19 protein-coding genes are annotated in these 18,328 nt (G+C 72.2%); 5 read left to right on the top strand and 14 right to left on the bottom strand.

The window, feature by feature from the left end:
* Positions 1–172: 172 nt before the first annotated feature.
* A complete protein-coding gene (locus tag M1E25_RS18510) occupies positions 173–799 on the bottom strand; it encodes a TetR family transcriptional regulator (RefSeq protein ID WP_251416990.1) in 627 nt (208 codons plus the stop codon).
* Positions 800–1,030: 231 nt separating this feature from the next.
* On the opposite strand from M1E25_RS18510, the gene M1E25_RS18515 reads away from it, so the two are divergent.
* Genes M1E25_RS18515 through M1E25_RS18525 form a run of 3 tightly spaced genes read left to right on the top strand, consistent with a single transcriptional unit; the run spans position 1,031 to position 4,271 of the window.
* The gene (locus tag M1E25_RS18515; RefSeq protein ID WP_251416992.1) at positions 1,031–2,368 is read left to right on the top strand and encodes a glycosyltransferase family 4 protein; all 1,338 of its coding nucleotides are present in this window, start codon (positions 1,031–1,033) and stop codon (positions 2,366–2,368) included.
* 50 nt (positions 2,369–2,418) lie between these two features.
* Positions 2,419–3,165, top strand: a complete 747-nt coding sequence (locus tag M1E25_RS18520; protein ID WP_251416994.1) for a class I SAM-dependent methyltransferase — start codon at positions 2,419–2,421, stop codon at positions 3,163–3,165.
* Positions 3,162–4,271, top strand: a complete 1,110-nt coding sequence (locus M1E25_RS18525; RefSeq protein WP_251416996.1) for a prenyltransferase/squalene oxidase repeat-containing protein — start codon at positions 3,162–3,164, stop codon at positions 4,269–4,271. The genes M1E25_RS18520 and M1E25_RS18525 overlap by 4 nt, the downstream gene beginning before the upstream one ends.
* A 5-nt stretch (positions 4,272–4,276) precedes the next feature.
* On the opposite strand, the gene M1E25_RS18530 is transcribed toward M1E25_RS18525, so the two are convergent.
* The 9 genes from M1E25_RS18530 to M1E25_RS18570 all read right to left on the bottom strand — a co-directional run bounded on the left by M1E25_RS18530 (position 4,277) and on the right by M1E25_RS18570 (position 12,487).
* Complete coding sequence (locus M1E25_RS18530; RefSeq protein ID WP_251416998.1) at positions 4,277–4,567, bottom strand: hypothetical protein; 291 nt, start codon at positions 4,565–4,567, stop codon at positions 4,277–4,279.
* A gap of 124 nt (positions 4,568–4,691) precedes the next feature.
* Positions 4,692–5,546, bottom strand: a complete 855-nt coding sequence (locus tag M1E25_RS18535; RefSeq protein WP_251417000.1) for a hypothetical protein — start codon at positions 5,544–5,546, stop codon at positions 4,692–4,694.
* A 157-nt stretch (positions 5,547–5,703) separates the two neighbouring features.
* Positions 5,704–6,627: an N-acetylmuramoyl-L-alanine amidase gene (locus M1E25_RS18540; RefSeq protein WP_251417002.1), complete on the bottom strand. Its 924-nt coding sequence runs from the start codon at positions 6,625–6,627 to the stop codon at positions 5,704–5,706.
* Positions 6,628–6,786: 159 nt separating this feature from the next.
* Positions 6,787–7,464 carry a GAP family protein gene (locus M1E25_RS18545; protein ID WP_251417005.1) on the bottom strand — a complete coding sequence of 226 codons (678 nt, stop codon included), beginning with the start codon at positions 7,462–7,464 and terminating at the stop codon, positions 6,787–6,789.
* 11 nt (positions 7,465–7,475) lie between these two features.
* Positions 7,476–8,909 carry a DUF1254 domain-containing protein gene (locus M1E25_RS18550; protein WP_251417007.1) on the bottom strand — a complete coding sequence of 478 codons (1,434 nt, stop codon included), beginning with the start codon at positions 8,907–8,909 and terminating at the stop codon, positions 7,476–7,478.
* Between the two features lie 11 nt (positions 8,910–8,920).
* A complete protein-coding gene (locus M1E25_RS18555; RefSeq protein WP_251417010.1) occupies positions 8,921–9,718 on the bottom strand; it encodes an HAD family hydrolase in 798 nt (265 codons plus the stop codon).
* Positions 9,719–9,876: 158 nt separating this feature from the next.
* Positions 9,877–10,407 (bottom strand): DUF1214 domain-containing protein, encoded by a 531-nt coding sequence (locus M1E25_RS18560; RefSeq protein ID WP_251417012.1) that lies wholly within the window; start codon positions 10,405–10,407, stop codon positions 9,877–9,879.
* A complete protein-coding gene (locus tag M1E25_RS18565) occupies positions 10,404–11,465 on the bottom strand; it encodes a DUF1254 domain-containing protein (protein WP_251417015.1) in 1,062 nt (353 codons plus the stop codon). The genes M1E25_RS18560 and M1E25_RS18565 overlap by 4 nt, the downstream gene beginning before the upstream one ends.
* A 434-nt stretch (positions 11,466–11,899) precedes the next feature.
* Positions 11,900–12,487 carry a class I SAM-dependent methyltransferase gene (locus tag M1E25_RS18570; protein WP_372501093.1) on the bottom strand — a complete coding sequence of 196 codons (588 nt, stop codon included), beginning with the start codon at positions 12,485–12,487 and terminating at the stop codon, positions 11,900–11,902.
* A gap of 237 nt (positions 12,488–12,724) precedes the next feature.
* On the opposite strand from M1E25_RS18570, the gene M1E25_RS18575 reads away from it, so the two are divergent.
* A complete protein-coding gene (locus M1E25_RS18575; protein WP_251417020.1) occupies positions 12,725–13,561 on the top strand; it encodes a maleylpyruvate isomerase family mycothiol-dependent enzyme in 837 nt (278 codons plus the stop codon).
* Positions 13,558–14,349, top strand: coding sequence for an SDR family NAD(P)-dependent oxidoreductase (locus M1E25_RS18580; RefSeq protein WP_251417022.1), 792 nt, complete (start codon positions 13,558–13,560; stop codon positions 14,347–14,349). The genes M1E25_RS18575 and M1E25_RS18580 overlap by 4 nt, the downstream gene beginning before the upstream one ends.
* 47 nt (positions 14,350–14,396) lie before the next feature.
* On the opposite strand, the gene M1E25_RS18585 is transcribed toward M1E25_RS18580, so the two are convergent.
* From M1E25_RS18585 to M1E25_RS18600, 4 genes are read right to left on the bottom strand one after another with little or no spacing between them, the layout of a single operon-like run.
* Positions 14,397–15,002 (bottom strand): response regulator, encoded by a 606-nt coding sequence (locus M1E25_RS18585; RefSeq protein ID WP_308290446.1) that lies wholly within the window; start codon positions 15,000–15,002, stop codon positions 14,397–14,399.
* Positions 14,999–16,159, bottom strand: a complete 1,161-nt coding sequence (locus M1E25_RS18590) for a sensor histidine kinase (protein WP_251417024.1) — start codon at positions 16,157–16,159, stop codon at positions 14,999–15,001. The genes M1E25_RS18585 and M1E25_RS18590 overlap by 4 nt, the downstream gene beginning before the upstream one ends.
* 3 nt (positions 16,160–16,162) lie before the next feature.
* Positions 16,163–16,882 (bottom strand): ABC transporter permease, encoded by a 720-nt coding sequence (locus tag M1E25_RS18595; protein WP_251417027.1) that lies wholly within the window; start codon positions 16,880–16,882, stop codon positions 16,163–16,165.
* Entirely contained in the window at positions 16,879–17,799 is a 921-nt protein-coding gene (locus M1E25_RS18600; RefSeq protein ID WP_251417029.1) for an ABC transporter ATP-binding protein, read from the bottom strand. Before M1E25_RS18600 ends, M1E25_RS18595 begins: the two co-directional genes overlap by 4 nt.
* Between the last annotated feature and the right edge of the window lie 529 nt (positions 17,800–18,328).

Genomic DNA, 18,328 nt, shown 5'->3' on the forward strand with positions numbered 1-18,328 from the left:
CGGCTCGTACGGTCCGGGCCCGGGGCTCGGTGTACTCACGGTTGCGGGTCAGCGCCGGATTCGCACCGGTCTTTCCCCGTCGGGCACGGATGAAGTTGTCGCGGGGCATCCTATCGGCCGCCCCGGAACAGCTCCACGGGGCCCACTGACCGGACGGTCCCACCGGGTGGTCTCAGGCCGGCCGGCCCGGTCCGGGGTCCGCAGTCGTGACGTCGATGAGCAGGCAGGCGGTCCGGATGTCCCTCTCGACCTGGTCGGTCGGGGCGCGCCCCGACAGCCAGGTGATCAGGGCCGAGTGCCAGGTGTGTGCGACGACCCGCACCGCGGACAGTTGCGCCGGGGCCGGTGGGCCGTCCAGTCCCACCGCGTCCAGGATGATGGCGGTCGTCAACCGGGAAACGGTGTCCACCTCGTGATTGACCGAACGGTCCGCGAACGTCAGTGCGCGCACCATCGCGTCGGCCAGGTGCGGTTCGCGCTGCAGCGCCCGGAACGCCCGCATCAGCGTCTCTGCCACCCGGGCCGAGGGTTGCGGCTCGCTTGGCGGCCGCTTGCGCAGCGTCTCGTGCAGATGCTGCAGCTGGTCCTCCATGGTCGCCACCAGCAGGTGCACCTTGGAGGGGAAGTACCGGTACAGCGTGCCGAGCGCGACGTTCGACGTCTCGGCCACCTCCCGCATCTGCACCGCGTCGAAGCCGCCGCGCCCGGCGAGCAGGGCGCTCGCCTGCAGGATCCGGCGGCGACGTGCCTCCTGGCGTTCGGTCAGGGGAGAAGCCGGAGGCTTGGGTTCCGTGGTCATCTGTCCCGTTCCGCGAGATCGACGGCATGTGCCGGACGGCGCGGCCGGCGGGGGCGGTGCACTGAGCGCCGGAAGCGCCCGGCCGTGGCGCGAATCACCTGCTCCACCCCTCCCGCGCTCGCTACCTGCCGGTAGATTCGAAGCTTCCTGAGCGATCAAGTCTGTAACTTGTTCTAGATTAGCGCCAGCGGTTACGCTCCGGCAGAACTGCAGTGAAGAAGGGGGCCGAGAGTGACCGCAGAGGCCGTTCAGGCAACCGTGCCTCCTCCTCCGGCGCAGGCGGCAGCGGCGGGTGAGCGTCCCCTGCGCATCGCGCTGCTCAGCTACAAGGGCAACCCGTTCTGCGGCGGCCAGGGCGTCTACGTCCGCCACCTCTCCCGCGAACTGGCCCGGCTCGGCCACTGCGTCGAGGTCATCGGCGCCCAGCCCTACCCCGTCCTCGACGAGGGCGTTTCCCTCACCGAACTGCCCAGCCTCGACCTGTACCGCCAGCCCGACCCCTTCCGCACCCCGGGCCGCAGCGAGTACCGCGACTGGATCGACGCCCTCGAAGTGGCGACGATGTGGACCGGTGGATTCCCCGAACCGCTCACGTTCAGCCTCCGCGCCCGCCGTCATCTGGCCGCTCGCAGCGGCGAGTTCGACGTCGTGCACGACAACCAGACCCTCGGTTACGGCCTGCTCGGCCTCCGGCGGTCGGGAATGCCGCTCGTCACCACCATTCACCACCCCATCACCGTCGACCGGCAGCTCGACCTCGACGCCGCCGCGGACTGGAAGCGCCGGGCGTCGGTACGCCGTTGGTACGGCTTCACGCGCATGCAGAGGCGCGTCGCCCGCCGCCTGCCGTCGGTGCTGACCGTCTCCGGCTCCTCCCGGCAGGAGATCACCGCGCACCTCGGGGTCCCCGAGGAGCGGGTCCACGTCGTGCACATCGGTGCCGACACCGGCCTCTTCTCGCCCGACCCGCGGGTGCCCGAGATCCCCGGCCGCATCGTGACCACCTCCAGCGCCGACGTCCCCCTCAAGGGGCTGATCCACCTGGTGGAGGCGCTGGCGAAGCTGCGCACCGAGCGCCCCGACGCCCACCTCGTCGTCGTCGGCAAGCGCGCCGAGGACGGGCCCGTCGCCGCCGCCATCGAGCACTACGGACTCGGCGGCGCCGTCGAGTTCGTCAAGGGCATCAGCGACGCCGAACTCGTCCACCTCGTGCGCGGCGCCCAGGTCGCCTGCGTCCCCTCCCTCTACGAGGGCTTCTCGCTGCCCGCCGCCGAGGCCATGGCCACCGGCACCCCGCTGGTCGCCACCACCGGCGGCGCCATCCCCGAGGTTGCGGGGCCGGACGGTGAGACCTGCCTGGCCGTTCCGCCCGGCGACGCGGGGGCGCTGGCCGCGGCCCTCGGCCGGCTCCTCGCCCCGGGCAGCGGAGAGCAGTTGCGGCGCCGGCTCGGCGCAGCCGGCCGGGAACGGGTGCTGCGCCGCTTCACCTGGGAGCAGGCCGCCCGCGGCACCGTGGCCCGGTACCGCGAGGCCATCGCCGCGCAGACCGGCTCCGTGCGCACCCCCTGAACTCCTCGAAAGCAGTACGCACCCCCCCATCGAAAGTGAGGGCAGCCCCCGTGCTGACCGTCGACTTCTCCCGCTTCCCGCTCGCCGCCGGTGACCGCGTGCTCGACCTCGGCTGCGGTGCCGGCCGCCACGCCTTCGAGTGCTACCGCCGCGGGGCCCAGGTCGTCGCCCTCGACCGCAACGGTGAGGAGATCCGCGAGGTCACCAGGTGGTTCGCCGCCATGAAGGAGGCCGGGGAGGCGCCCGCCGGCGCCACCGCAACCGCAATGGAGGGCGACGCGCTCGCGCTGCCCTTCCCCGACGACAGCTTCGACGTCGTCATCATCTCCGAGGTCATGGAGCACATCCCGGACGACAAGGGCGTGCTCGCCGAGATGGTCCGTGTCCTGCGCCCCGGCGGCCGGATCGCGGTGACCGTCCCGCGCTACGGGCCGGAGAAGGTCTGCTGGGCGCTGTCGGACGCCTACCACGAGGTGGAGGGCGGGCACATCCGCATCTACCGTGCCCACGAACTCCTGGCCAGGATGCGCGAAGCCGGGCTCCGCCCCTACGGCACCCATCACGCCCACGCGCTGCACTCGCCGTACTGGTGGCTCAAGTGCGCCTTCGGCGTCGACAACGACAAGGCCCTGCCCGTGAAGGCGTACCACAGGCTTCTCGTCTGGGACATCATGAAGAAGCCGCTCGCCACCCGGGTAGCCGAACGCGCCCTCAACCCGCTGATCGGCAAGAGCTTCGTCGCCTACGCCACCAAGCCCCACCTGCCCGCCGCCGAAGCCGGGGCGGACGCCCGGTGACCACCCACAGCCGCGGGCCCGGCCGCACCGAGCACCTCGTCCTGCCGGGAGTGCTGACCGCCGAGCAGGCCGCCCGGACCGTCGAGGGCATCCTCGCCGTCCAGCGCGCCGACGGGGCCATCCCCTGGTTCCGCGGACACCACCTCGACCCGTGGGACCACACCGAGGCCGCCATGGCCCTGGACGTCGCCGGGGAGCACGCCCGGGCCGAGGCCGCCTACCAGTGGCTCGCCGACCACCAGAACCCCGACGGCTCCTGGTTCGCGGCCTACCCCGACCGCCCCTCCGGAGTGGCGGCCGACGACCCCGGCGACCGCAGCCGCGAGACCAACTTCTGCGCCTACATCGCCGTCGGCGCCTGGCACCACTACCTCTCCACCGGCGACGACGCCTTCCTCGACCGCATCTGGCCGACCGTCCGTGCCGCCATGGAGTTCGTCCTCGGGCTCCAGCAGCCCGGCGGCCAGATCGGCTGGAAGCGGGAGGCACCCGACGCGGCCGGCAACGGCGGCGCGGCCGTGACGGACGCACTGCTCACCGGGTGCTCCTCGATCCACCAGGCGCTGCGCTGCGCGCTGGCCGTCGCCGAGCACCGCGGCGAACCGCAGCCGGACTGGGAACTCGCGCTCGGCTGGCTCGGCCACGCGATCCGCAGCCACCCCGAGCGGTTCCTCGACAAGAACCGCTACTCGATGGACTGGTACTACCCGGTCCTGGGCGGAGCCGTCACCGGAGTGCAGGCCAAGGAGCGCATCGAGGAGGGCTGGGACCGGTTCGTCGTCCCGGACCTGGGAGTGCGCTGCGTGCTGCCGAACCCGTGGGTGACCGGCGGTGAGAGCGCCGAACTCGCCCTGGCCCTCTGGATGACGGGCGAGTCGGACCGCGCGGTGGAGATCCTCCGGTCGATCCGGCACCTGCGCGCGGACAACGGCATGTACTGGACGGGCTACGTGTTCGAGGACCGGGCCGTGTGGCCGGAGGAACTCACCACGTGGACCGCCGGTTCACTCCTTCTCGCGGTGGCCGCACTCGGAGGGGACGAGGCGACCACCGCGGTGTTCGGTGGCGAACGGCTGCCCGTCGGGCTCGAACCGGACTGCTGCTGAGCCCGTCAGGCCGCCCGCCCCAGGCGGGCGGCCACGGCGTGCCCGATGAAGAGGTAGACGACCGCGGGAAGACCGTAGTTGAGCACGGTCCGCAACCACTCGGCGTCCATGGTGAACAGGTCGTGCGACCAGCCGGCGAGCCAGCCGGCCGCGTCCCTGACGACACTCACCAGGTCGTTCCCCTGGTTCGCGTCGAGCAGGGACATCAGGATCCACAGGCCGAGGATTCCGGCCATGACATCGGCGACGATCACGACGATCCTCGCTGCTTGGTTGTTACGCGTTCCACTGGACATGACAAACGTATTGCCCCTTCCGGGGAAGGGAAACCAGAAGCTCGGAGCGGGGACAGCCGCTCCTCGGGAGCAACTGTGACCCCTGTCCCGGAGGGAACAGGGGCCACAGTCGGCAGCGAAGGAATCAGCCGCGCTGAATGCCCGAGGTGTCCTGGAGGACGCCGCGGCGGCCGTCCTGGGTCTGCGCGACGAGCGCCTGGCCACGCTGGTCGACCGCGAGGTACCAGGTGCCCGGGGCCAGTTCGGCGACCGGGGACTGCGAGCCGTCCTCGGCGTACAGCGGACGCGTCACGGGCACCGCGAACCAGAACGGCGCGAAGTCGGCGCCGGAGGGGCCCGGTTGGGCGCCGGCCGCCGGCCCGGCGTGCTGGGCCTGGGCCGCGCCCTGGTGGTGCATGTTGGGCTGGACGCCGTACGGCTGCTGCTGTTGCTGGGGGCCGCCGTACTGCTGGTGCACGCCCTGCTGGCCCGGGTAGCCGTAGCCGTGCGGCTGGCCGCCGCCGTACTGCGGGGCCGCCTGCGGACGCGGCGCCGGAAGCAGCGGTGTCTTCAGGCCTGCCACACGGGACGAGAGCAGGGCGCCCGCGGCAAGGAGGAGCGTGGCGACGAAGCCGAGGATCCGCCCGAGACCGGGGCCGACCTTGTCGGTGCCGTCGGCGATGAACAGCGTCCACAGAGCGGTCCAGGCGGCGAACACGGCGAGCGCGCTGCCCCACTGGTCCAGGCCGAGGCCGACGAGCTTGCGTCCCTCCGGCTGGAACCGGGAGGCCACGATCAGGACGGCCGCGATGATCCCGGCGAGGAACACCGACGGAAGAACCGGGAAGAGGCCGGGGTCCCAGGCGTTCGGCTGCTCGAGCCTGTCGCAGACCGGCCCGGAGCAGTCGATCGAGGAGTAGTCGAGGAACGAGGCGATCAAGAGCAACACCGCTGCTCCGATCACCACGCCGTCGCCTCGAGTGAGGGAGCGGATGTTCATAGGGTCCTCTGCGTCTCGTCGTTTCGTCGCTGCCGCCGGGGCGCTTCAGCGCGCGGCGCCGGGGGCGTCAGGCCCCCCATCGTACGGATGAATGTCCCTTCGGGTCGCGCCGGGAAGGTGTTCGTCACGGACATCCCGGTTTCGCCGAGTTGCCCCTTCACCTGCCCGTTCCGCCGCTGCGGGAACCGGGTCCGCTGAGGAACGCCGTGACCCCGTCGCTGATGCCCTGCGCCGCCCGGCCGCGCCATGCCGCGCTCGTGAAGCGGTCGGCGTCCCGCGCATTGCGCATGTTGCCGCACTCGACGAAGACCTTGGGGACCTTCGACAGGTTGAGCCCGCCGAGATCCTCGCGCACGTCCAGCCCCCGGCCCGAGCCGGCGTATGCGGCCGGCCTGCTGTCCGTCACCCGCGCGAAGGCCCCGGCGATCCGCTCGCCGAGGACCCGCGAGGGCCGCACGACCGACGACGTGTCCGCGGCCCCGGCGCGCACCGTCCCCGGAAGGATCACGTGGAAGCCGCGCTCTCCTGCGGGCGCCCCGTCGGCGTGCACGGAGACGACGGCGTCGGCGTGCGCCCGGTTTCCGATCCGGGCCCGCTCGTCCACACACGGTCCGTAGCGGCGGTCGCCGTCCTGGGTGAGCTTCACGACCGCGCCCCGGGCCTCGAGCAGCTTTCGGACCCGGCGCGAGACGTCGAGGGCGAACTCCGCCTCGGAATAGCCGGATCCGGTGGCCGTTCCGGTGGTGTCGCACTCCTTGCGCCCGGTGCCGATGCCGACCCGGCGGGCGATGGCATCGGTGTGCTCCGCGTTGTGCGGATTGTGTCCGGGGTCGATCACCACGGTCCGGCCCGCCAGCGGACGGGAGGCCTCCGGCCTCGTCGGTGAATCGCCGGGGGAGGCCTCCGCGGAGCGGGGTGACGCGCTCCCGGCAGGGCCGCGCGGGGACACAGCACCGTCGGATCCGTGCAGAGTGCTCCACCCGAGCAGCCCGGTGAGCAGGACGAACGGAACCGCCGCAAGCGCGATCAGCCGGACACCGCGCGGACGGCTCGGTGGGGACGGAGGTATGCCGGAGGTCACGAGCGGATGGTAGTCCGGCGCAGGGCGCGTGCGTGAACCCGCCGGCGAGCGCCTCGGGCACGCGAACCGCCCACACGGGTCGCCCCGGCCGGCGTGTCCTGCCCCGGCCGCTGCCGCCGGTGGCCCCGCAGCGAAGGCAACAGCCGGTGCTGTCCGCCCTCAGGAGGAGAGGCCGCTGATGGCGTCGCCCACCAGCTTCGCGGCGAGGATCAGGCAGAGCACGGCCACGATCGCCGAGTTGTTCCTCTCCATCCAGATCCTGAGGCCGTCGAGCATGTGTTTCGAGCGCTCCTTGAGGGCGAAGTAGAGCACGACCGGTGTGCCGGGCCCGAGCGCCCCGAGCACCACGAAGACCGCGAGCGCCGTCGCCTGCCCGCCGGCGGATGTGCCCGTGCGCGCGATCGCTTCCGCCGCGGCGATCACGAGCAGCAGGTTCTTCGGGTTGAGGGCGGACAGTGCCATCCCGAGTGCTCCCGCCTTGGCGGGGGTGAACGAGTCGACCGTCCGCATCCACTTCGGGAGCGCCACCTCCTCGTCGCCGCGCGGTCGGCCGCGCCAGTGCGTCACCGCCACCCACAGCAGCAGCACGCCGAGCGCCAGGTCGAGCGCGCTGACCCAGTCGGCCGGCTGCCCCTGGTCACTCGGGCCCGCGCCACCGGAGACCAGCAGCACGATCGTGCCGACCAGGGACAGGCCCAGGACCCAGCCCAGGACCAGGGCCGGCCCGTTGGAGCGTGCCCTGGGCGTCGCGAGCATCAGCACCACACCGATGATCGGGAACGGGCTCAGCGCCACGCCGACGCCGTAGGACAGGATCTGACCGATCGCTTCGCCCATGGCAGTCCACCTCACGCCGGTTCGATCTCGCCCGGCCGCCAGCTCTTGTCGAACCAGCTTTCGAGCGGACCGTAGAGCCGAAGAATGATGAACCATCCCTTTCCGGGGACGGTCCGGACCCGGTTCTCCCCCTTGCCCTCCGGCGCCGTCGGGCCGAAGTGGACGACCGTGTCGCCGTTGTCCTCGGTCCGGACGGCATCGGAGAGGCTGTTCACGCTCGGGTACGGGCTGTGCGTGCGCAACAGCGAACGGGTCTGGGGGTCGTAGACGTTGACGGCCCAGAAATTCTTCGCCGGGATGCCGTTCGGCAGCCTGAGCGTGTACTCCCGCGCGCCGTCGAGCCATGCTCCGGTGGAGTCCTCCGCCGTGTAGGCGTACTGCGATCCGGCTCCGACGGCCGCCGCCGCCATCGCCGGTGAGGTACCCGCAGCGAAGTAGTGGAAGACCGCCCGAGCGTCCAGCAACCGGGCGCCCTCCGGTGAGAGGAACTCGTGGTTGCGCGACGGCCACGGGTTTTTCCACGAGCTGCCGGGATAGAGGTAGAAGTCCGGATCACGCGGCCTGAAGGACAACGTCCGTACGATGCCCGACGCGATTCGGGCGGCGGTGTCGAGGAGCGAGCGCATGCGGTCGTCCGGCTCGAACGGCTTGCCGGGCACGATGCCGATCGCCGCGAGCTGTCCGGCCCGCTCGGCATCGAGAGCCTCGGGCGGCTCGGCCTGAACGAGCGTGTCGATCTCCTCGAAGAACGAGAAGTCGTTCGCGTGGACGGTGTTGAAGTCCGATTCCGCGAAGTTGACGAAGCGCTGCTCGGGTGGGTCCGCCGCGCACGAGAGCGGATGGATCCGCGTCCGGAGCAGGCTCTCCACACCACCCAGCGCACGCAGCAGCACCCAGGAGGAGAACGTCACCGGCCGCACGACGAAGTAGCCGTCGGGGACGTCACCGTCGTAGCCGGGTGGCAGGAAGAGGTACCTGCCGCCCACTCCCCGATCCGGTCCGGCAATGCCCATGTCGGTGACATGGCGCTGCCACAGGTCGTTGACCAGGCACAGCGAATGCGGCGGTGCCTCGATCACGGTGGGTCCGTCCTGGTCGAGCGCCAGGCAGGCCATCCCGTACGTCGTTTCCGTGTTCGCCGTCAGCACCAATGGGGCCGAGCCGCAGCGCGGGGCCGTGAAGCCGATGGTGCGGGAGTCGATACCGAGGCTCCGCAGTCCGCGTCGCATGGCCACCATCGAGGCACCGGGCACGCAGTTGAGGAAGACCTCGATCCCGCGCAGCAGGTCGAGTGCGTCATAGCTCCGGGTGACCGTGCCGGGCAGGGGCATGCCGTCGAAGAAGTCCAGCGCACCGAAGACCGTCTCCAGCCGGTCCGGGACGCTGATCGATGCGAGGGTCTCGGCCGATGTGCCCGGGCTGGGGCCGTCGCTCACAGGGGGCATCGCGTTCCTCCTCATCGAGCGGTTCCCTTCAGTACGGTCTTCCAGTCGTTCTTCACGCTGACCGTCGTCCAGCCGGAACTCCCGGCCGTCGCGCGTGCCCTCTCCGCGCCGTCGGCGTAGGCGTACTCCCGGACCTCGTCGTCGTGCACGAGAAGCAGGGCGAACCGTGCGGACCGAAGCAATTCGACATCCACGTCGTCGTTGCCGGCCGCGAAGCACGGCAGCCGGCCGGTGCGGGCGAGGACGCACTCCGGTTTTCCGGGCCCGATCGCGACGGGGCCGTGCAGGACGGCCCGGCGGACCAGCGTGCCGTCCTCGTAGGTGAACTCCGGTGCCGAACCGATCACGTTCTCCCGCGGCAGGCCCCAGGTGTCCTCGCAGATCACCCGCATGAAATCGCGCCCGCCGCCCGAGCAGACGAACAGCCGCCAGCCGTACGTCCTGAGGTAGTCGAACAGCTCCAGCATCGGCTGGTAGACGAGGCCGGCGTACGACAGGCCGAAGCGCTCGTGACGCCAGGTCGCCAGGTACCGGGCGACCTCGGCCTCGTACTCTTCGAGCGTGGAGCCTTCCCAGGCCGAGCCGATGGCCTCCACCATCGACGTCACGGCGTCGGGGTCCTGTGCGTCCAACGCGTGGAGGAACGACTCGTCCCCGTCGACGATCGCCCGACCGGGCCACTTGTCGGCAGGCGACGGGTCCGTCCTCACCCGCGCGGCCAGTTTCCGGAGGACGAACGCCGTCTGCACCGGCGCGGGCTTCTCGACCCACAGGGTTCCGTCGTTGTCGAACACGGCGACCCGGTCCATCGGCGGAACGAAGCCCGGCGACCTTCCGCCGCTGCGGACGTCACGAACCCGACGATCGCCCGCTTCGCGACACCGTCGTTCCAACTCCCCAGCGGGGTCGTGCCCATGACCACCTCACCGTCCGGTCCGTCATGCCTTCGGAGCGCCGTCGCGCGAGGTCAGCCCACCGCCTCGATCTCGCCCGGCCGCCAGGTCCTGTCGAAGAACGGCTGCAGCGGGCTGTAGAGCCGCAGGACCACGAACCACCCCCGGGCCGGCGTGGTCCGGATCCAGTTGCCCTCCGGCACGCCGTCGGGCCGGTCGGGCCCGAAGCGCACCGTGGTCGTGCCGTCCGCGTCGGTGACCGCTGCCGGGCCCGGGTAGTCCTGGCTGCCGGCCCGCGGGAACCGCTGCGGGGTGTCGATCATCGACCGCGTCTGGTTGTCGTAGCCGGTGACCGACCAGAACCGGGCGGCGGGAATGTCCGGCGGGAGCACCAGGCGGTAGTGCTTGCCGCCGTCGAGGGGCCGGCCCTCCTGGTCCGCGAACGCGAAGACGTACTGCGAGCCGACTCCGGTCAGTTGCGTGGCGAACGTCGGGCTGATGCCCACGGCCAGGTACCACCACCAGGACCGCATGTTCAGCTTCCGGGCGCCGCTGCTCGGACGGGGCTCGACGCCGCTGTCGGTGATGTCCGCGGGCGGGGTCATGAAGTCGTGGCCGGACGCGAGCAGGCCGTTGACCCACTGGGAGGACGTGCCGTAGAAGTGCGCCCCCTCGGACGGGCGCGGGCAGCAGGCGAGGGTGCGGGCCGTGGCGTTCCCGATCGCGGCCGCGTCGGTGAGGATCTTCCGCATCCTCGCGTCCGGCAGCGCCGGCCCTTGACGATCCCGACCGCGGCCAGCGGACCGGCGATCTCGGGATCGAGCGCCTCCGCCGGCTGATCCTGGACCAGCTCGTTCGCGAGGTCGAAATACGTCTCGTCCGCGGGCGGAACCGTGTTCATGGGGAGCCCGGAGCCCTCGACGAAACGCGGCGGGTCGGCCTTGCGGAGCGCGGCGGTCCAGGTCTCCGCGGTCCACGGCAGCGGTGGGGCCGTGCCTCCGGTGACGATCTCCGCGACACTCGTTCCGTACAGGCCCGGGACGTAGCGGTGGATGCGCATCCGCTCCCTGATGCGCTCGACCGCGGGCTTCGGGTCGCCTTCCTCCAGGAACGCCCGTCCGGCCAGGATGAGCCGCGTGGTGCGGACCCGGTGCGTGTAGAACCCGCCTTCGGGGAGCGGCCCGTCGTATCCGGGCGGGACGAAAAGGTAGGCGCCGCCGGTACCGCGGTCGGGGCCGGGCATCCCGGGGTCGGCGACCCAGCGGAACCACATGTCATTGCAGAAGCTGAGCGTCAGGGGCGGCATCTCCACCACCACGGGCCCCTGGGTCAGGTCGAGGAACGTCACGAAGTAGACGGTGTCGGCGTTCCCGGTCAGCAGCACCGTCCTGGAATCCATGAACTCGGAGAAGACCAGCACGTCGTGGTCGTTGACCCCCGCTGCCAGGAAGCCCTTGCGGGCCGCCCACACGCTGACGCCGGAGTACGCGTCGAGGAACGCGCGGACGCCGTGCAGATGATCCAGGTGGTCGTAGAGGCGGCCGGCGGTCTCGTCGGTGGGAACGCCGAGGGGGAATTCCAGGGTGCCCAGGCGTGTCTCGACCCGCTCCGGAGTCGAGATCGACTCCATGACCTGTGGTGAGATCCGTGCGGCTCGCTGCAAGAATCGCTCCGTTCTCCTGGGCGGGTCGGTTCGCGGTTGGCGTCCTATCGACCATGAGCCGTCCCTGCCGCAGACCACCACTGCACTTAGGCCGTCGGAGGGCCTGCGCCTTGATCGACGGACTTGCCCCCGACCGGCGCGGTCAACGTGTCGGGGAATCCGGGCGAGCGTTGTGGTGCCGACGAGCCGACTGCTCGTGAACGCGTGGCAGGGCGGACGTCGAGCGGTTCCGGCAGTGGTCCCGCCCCACCCATCGATGCGCGGCAGCGACGGCCCGGGAGGACGTCCGCGAAACCTCGAGCACGAGTGCGGAGTGTTCCGTTCCGGCGGGCCGCGCTCGCCGGAGCCGGCCCTAGGGCATGGCCGCGCGGCCGACCCTCCCCGCCTCCCGGACGGCCGACGCCTCACCGTTGCAGGTCCACGACCCTCCGAGCTCAGATGCCGGAGCCCGTGCGCCGCAGGACGCGCAGGGAACGGGTGGCGGAGATCTCGGTGAACGCACCGGACTCCAGGGCGCGCCGGTGGATGCGGTACGGGGCCTGCCCGCCGTCCGCCGGGTCGGCGAACACGTCGTGGATGACGAGCAGGCCGTCGCGCACGATGTGCGGGGCCCAGCCCTCGTAGTCGGCACTCGCGTGCTCGTCGGTGTGCCCGCCGTCGACGAAGACCAGACCCAGCGGACTGCCCCACAGCGCGGCGGCCCGCGGGGACCGGCCGACGAGCGCCACCACGTACTCCTCGAGCCCGGCCGCGAACAGCGTCCGCCGGAACGTCGGGAGGGTGTCCATCAGACCGGTCACCGGGTCGACGACACTGCTGTCGTGGTACTCCCAGCCCGGCTGCTGCTCCTCGGAGCCCCGATGGTGGTCGACGGTGACGGCAACCGTGCCCGCGGCCCGGGCCGCCCCGGCGAGCAGGATCGTGGAACGGCCGCAGTACGTGCCCACCTCGAGCAGCGGCAGGCCCAGCCGGGCGGCCTCCACGGCGGCCGCATACAGGGCCAGGCCCTCGTCGGCCGGCATGAAGCCCTTCGCCCCCTCGAACGCGGCCAGCACCTCCGGCGCCGGGTCCTGCGGCCGGTCTCCGGGGGCCTGCGGCTCGGTGATCACGGATTCCTCCTGGTCGTGGTGGTGCGGGCCATGGTGCCGTACGTGACGTCGCTGTCGTCACGCGCCCCCGCACGGGGGCCCCGGACCGAGCCGGACGCATCGTGGACACCACCTGGACAGGAGCCCGCCACTGGACCAGGCTTCACGCCCATGACCGATTCAGCACTCCGCTCCGCGCTGACCGCGCCCCTGACCGAAGCCCTCCACGGAGCGGCAGAGGAGACGGCCGCACTGCTGCGCCCCGGGGCCGACGTCACCGCGCGGATCCCCGGCGCCGAGTGGAACGTCGGCGAGGCGGCGGCGCATCTGGCGCTGGCCAACGCGTTCATGGCGGCGCTGGCCCGGGGCGAGGAGCACAGCTACGGGGACGGCACCCCGGGCGGCCTCGCCGCCGCCAACGAGGACTCCCTCAAGGCCTACCCGGAGCGCGACCCGGCGGTGCTGGCCGGCGAAATCACCCGTCACACCAGGGCGTTCACCGAGGCCGCGGCGCAGCGGGCTCCCGGGGACCCCGTGCTGACCCCGATGGGGCCCATGGACATGCGCACCTTCGGCTCCTACCTGCTGACCCACATCATGGGACACGGCTACGACATCGCCGCCGCCCTCCGCCGTCCGCACATGGTCGACGGGAAGCGGGTCGAGCTGACCCTCCCGTTCTTCGCCAATGCCATGCCCCGGGTCGTCCACCCGTCGGCCGCGGGCCTCACCGCCCGGTACCGGATGAAGCTGTGGGGCGGTACGGGCTTCACCGTCGTCTTCACCGACGGAGTCCCCGACGTCCGCCTGCAGTCCGCCGGTGCGGGAGCGGATGCCGCCGGCACCGGACCTGTCGACTGCACGATCTCGGGCCACCCCGTCGAATTCTTCCTGCTCGCCCTCGGCCGCCGCCGGATCCGGTCGGTCATGGGCCGCGGCAAGGTGTTCGCCTGGGGCCGCAAGCCGTGGCTCGCCGCGGGCTTCCCCGGCCTGTTCGTCGCGCCGTGACCGCGCCCCGTCCCGGAACGCCTCCGTTCCCCGCCACCGGACGCCGGGTCCTGGTCAGCGGTGCCGCACGCGGACTCGGGCGTGCCGTCGCCCACGCCTTCGCGGCCAACGGCGACCGGGTCGCCGTGCACTACGGCTCCCGCCGGGAGGAGGCCGAACGGACCCTCGCCGGGCTGCCCGGCACCGGTCACGTCCTGCTCGGTGCGGACCTGGCGGACCCCGGGCAGGCGGCGGCGCTGGCCCGGGATGCGGCGGAAGGCCTCGGCGGGCTCGATGTCCTGGTCAACAACGCGGCCGTCAACACCCCCCACCCGCCTGCCGGTACGGAGTCCGAGGATTGGGCGGCGGCCTGGCAGCTGCACGTCGACGTCAATCTGCTGGGCACGGCCAATCTCAGCCACGCCGCTGCCCGGATCATGATCGACCGGGGCTCCGGCGGCCGGATCGTCAACATCGGTTCGCGCGGGGCCTTCCGTGGCGAGCCGGACCACCCGGCGTACGCGGCCACGAAGGCGGCCGTGCACGCACTCGGCCAGTCGCTGGCGGTCGCCCTCGCCCCGCACGGCATCGCCGTCACCTCGGTGGCACCCGGCTTCATCGACACCGAACGCGTCGCCCACCGGCTGGCGGGGGAGCAGGGTGAGGCGATCCGTGCCCAGAGCCCGTTCGGCCGGGTCGCCGGGCCCGGGGAAATCGCCGACGCCGTGCTGTGGCTCGCCTCGCCGCAGGCCGAGTGGAGCTCGGGAGCCGTGCTGGACCTCAACGGGGCGTCCCACCTGCGGACGTGATGTCCCGCCGGAGGTTCCCGTGCTCCGGAGCGGGCGGAGCGGCACGCTCAGAGCCAGCCCTGGCGGCGTGCCGCACGTACCGCCTCCATGCGGTTGCGGCTGCCCGTCTTTCCGATGGCGGACGACAGGTAGTTGCGGACGGTGTTCGGGGACAGGTGGAGCTCGGCGGCGATGTCCGCCACCGTCCCGCCGTCCGTGGCGGCCGTCAGCACCTCGCACTCCCGCCCGGTCAGCGGATTCGGGCCGGCGCCGAGGGCGGCGGCCGCCAGCGCCGGGTCGATCACCGACTCGCCGTCCAGCACGCGCCGGACGGCGACGGCCAGTTCCTCCACCGGACCGTCCTTGACCAGGAATCCCGCCGCACCCGCCTCCATCGCCCGCCGCAGGTACCCGGGCCGCCCGAAGGTGGTGAGGATCAGGACCCTGCAGCCGGGCACTTCCTCGCGCAGCCTCGCCGCGGCGTCCAGCCCGCTGAGGCCGGGCAGTTCGATGTCGAGGAGGGCGACGTCGGGCCGGGTCTCCCGCGCGGCGGGTACGATCCCGTCCCCTCTCTCGACCTGGGCGACCACGTCGATGTCCTCCTCCAGCCCCAGCAGCAGGGCGAGGGCCCCCCGCATCATGCGCTGGTCCTCGGCCAGTAGGACCCGGATCACCGAAGGCCGCCCTCCCTCTCGTACTCCGCGCCGGCAGGCAGGCCCGCCGTCACACGGAAGCCGCCACCCGCGCGGGGGCCCGCGTCCAGGAACCCGCCCGCGTCCGCCATCCGTTCGGCCAGCCCGGTCAACCCGGTGCCGGCAGTGTGCCGTTCGCCGGCGCCGCCCCGCCCGTCGTCCGTGATCTCCAGCAGGACCTCGTGCGACGAACCGCGGACCTCGATCTCGCAGCGGTCCGCTCCGCTGTGCCGCACGGTGTTGGTGACCCCCTCCCGCACGACCCAGCCGAGCAGCGCCTCGGTCCGTGGCTCCAGCGGAGGGCCCGACTGCCGTACCACCGCCTCGATGCCGCAGGCGCCGAGGGCGGAGCGGGCACGGTCCAGTTCCGTGTCCAGACTGCCCGCACGGTACCCGGTGACCGCATCCCGGACCTCGATGAGGGCCCGCCGGCCCACCGATTCGATGTCGGCGGCCTGCGCGAGCGCGGCCCCCAGGTCCCGGGAGGCCAGCCGCCGCACCGCCTCGGCCTTCACCACCACGACCGACAGCGTGTGGCCCAGCAGGTCGTGCAGATCCCGGGAGAAGCGCAGCCGTTCCCGTTCCACGGCGCTGCGCGCCAACTCCTGCCTGGTCCCGTCCAGTTCGCGGACGGTGTCGGCGAGCCGGACGAGGGCCGAGGCCATGAGCCCGGACATGAGGGTGCCGTAGCCGATCGTCATGGTGTACGTGATGCCCTCGCCGCCCGCCCAGCCGACGGCCCCGGCGAACACGCTCAGCGGGATCAGCACCGGGAACAGCACCCGCCCCCGCAGCACGGTGCCGCAGGCGAGGGCGAACAACGGCAGGAACAGCAGCCACGAGTCGCCGTATCCGGCGGCGAGGGTGCAGGTGACGGCGCCCTGGGCGGCCAGCAGCCACCAGGTGGAACGGCTCTTCCTCCGCCGGGGGCACCAGGCGCGCGACACCACCGCGATGTAGAGGGTGTTGAAGAGCAGCAGGCCTGCCCCGCCGATCCACGGGTCGGGGGTCTCGCCCCGGAGGAGGTTGGCGAAGGATCCCGCGCCCAGCAGCAGCCAGGGCAGGAAGGCGAAGCCCCTCGGTGGTCCGGGGCGGTCGGACGCGTCGGCCGGGGGCGGCGCCGTCGCTGCGTCGGCCATGGGTCAGACCCTTCGTGCCGAACGGCGGTAGGCGTGCACCGCGTAGCCGCCGAAGAGGAGGAGCCAGCCGGCGAGCACGCTCACCGTCCCGGCCGTGGGATGCGATCCGCGGGTGACGCTCAGTCCCAGTTCGGCGAAGCTGTGAGCGGGTGTCCACTGCGCGATGCCCCCGAGCCAGTCCGGGAGGAGCGTGGACGGGAACCACAGCCCTCCGATGATGGACAGCAGCAGGGTGCAGCCCATGTTCACCAGGCCCGTGGTCTGGGCGGACAGGTGGTAGCCGTTGCCGAGCCCGAGCAGGGTGAACGGCGCGGTACCGATCCAGAGCAGGAAGGCGAGCGCACCCCACTGCCAGGCGTGCAGCGAAACCCCGTTGACGAGTGCCCCCGCCGCCAGCACGACGACGATCGCCGGGAGGACGACCACCGAGGCCGTCAGCGCCCGCCCGGCGACGATCTCGACCGGACGCAGCGGTGTCACGCGCAACTGCCGCAGCCAGCCGAGGGTCTTGTCCTCGGCGAGGACCGTCCCCTGGCTCAGCGCCGACCCCAGCGCCCCGTAGGCGGCCATGCCGACCATCGCCGTCGCCGCCCAGTCCCCGTCGGCGCCGCCTCCCAGGCGGGTGAACAGCAGGTACATCAGGACCGGCATGCCGACCCCGAAGATGACGAAGGCGGGTTCGCGCAGCGTCCGCCGCACCTCCAGCCAGGCGTAGCGGATCATCGGGTCGCTCCTTCGGGACGGGGCGCGGCGGTCAGGGCGAGGAAGGCGTCCTCCAGGCTGGCCGCGGTCACTTCCAGCCGGCGCAGGGCGCCCAGCCGGGCCAGCGCGACGACGGTGGCGTCCGAATCGGTGGTGCGGAGGAACGCCCGGTCCCGGCGCACCTCCACGGACAGCACACCGGGCAGGTCCCGCAGCCATGCGGTGCCGGACCCGGCGAGGTCGAACGAGACCAGATTGCCGCCCACCGCCCGCTTGACCTCCTCGCCGCTGCCGTCGGCGACGATCCGGCCGCGGTCGATGACGACGACCCGGTCGGCATTGCCGTCCGCCTCCTCCAGGTAGTGGGTGGAGAAAAGGACGGTGTTCCCGCGCTGCGCGTAGCGGTTCATGGAGGTCCAGAACGACCGCCGGGCCTCGACGTCCAGAGCGGCCGTCGGCTCGTCCAGGACGACCAGCTCCGGATTGCCGGCCAGCGCGAGGGCGAACCGCACCCGCTGGGTTTGGCCTCCGGACAGGCGGTCGGCACGCCGGTCGGCCACGTCGTCCAGGCCCGCCAGCTCCAGGGTCTCCCGCACGGGGAGCGGCCGCGGGTAGCTGTGGGCGACGAAGGTGACCAACTCCCGCACGGTGACGCGGGGGATGAGCCGTCCCTCCTGGAGCATCGCGCCCACCCGGCCCGCACCGACGGCGCGCCGGGGAGGGCCGCCGAACAGGCGGACGTCGCCCGCTTCCGGTTCCTCGAGCCCGAGCAGGAGTCCGATGGACGTCGTCTTGCCGGCCCCGTTGCGGCCCAGGAGCGCCACGGTCTCGCCGCGGGCGATCGACATGTCGATTCCGTCCACGGCGCGCACCGTGCCGTAGGTTCTGACCGCCCCCGTCACGGACACCGCCCGGGGTGTGCCCTCTGTCATCGTCATGGCACCGACGGTACGGGCTGCGCGGCTGTCCGGGCAGGGCCCGATGTCCGTGGTCGGGCAGTACGGATGTCACGGTTGCGGCAACGCCGGCCGTGGCGGGCGGTGTCCCACGGCGTCGGCATGTCCCAGGAGCGGCCGCACACGCCAACGGCCGCCGCGTTACGGGACGCGACGGCCGACGTGAGGCATCCGGTTGTCAGGATGCTTCGTTGTTGGGGCGCCGGTGACGGCCCCGGCCTGCGGTCGCCGATTCCTCGCGGGAGGCGGTGCCGCGGTGCCTGCCGGGACCGGAGGAATCGGCGGACACCTCTCGGGGGTGCGCCTCTGCCGTGCTGTTCGTGGCTTCGGACATCAGTTGAGTCACTCCGTCGATTTCGCTTGCTGCTGTGCGCGTTGGGCCGGACGCCGGTGGCACCGGGACATCACCGCAGGTGGCCGGGGCCTTTCGGTGGCCGGAACAGCACGAAGCCTAATCGGGGGCGCCGACAGTCGGCCAACGGAATGCGGCCCCCGGCATTCCGGGACGGCC

It is taken from the genome of Streptomyces meridianus, from assembly GCF_023703325.1.
In the GTDB taxonomy this organism is placed as follows: domain Bacteria; phylum Actinomycetota; class Actinomycetes; order Streptomycetales; family Streptomycetaceae; genus Streptomyces; species Streptomyces meridianus.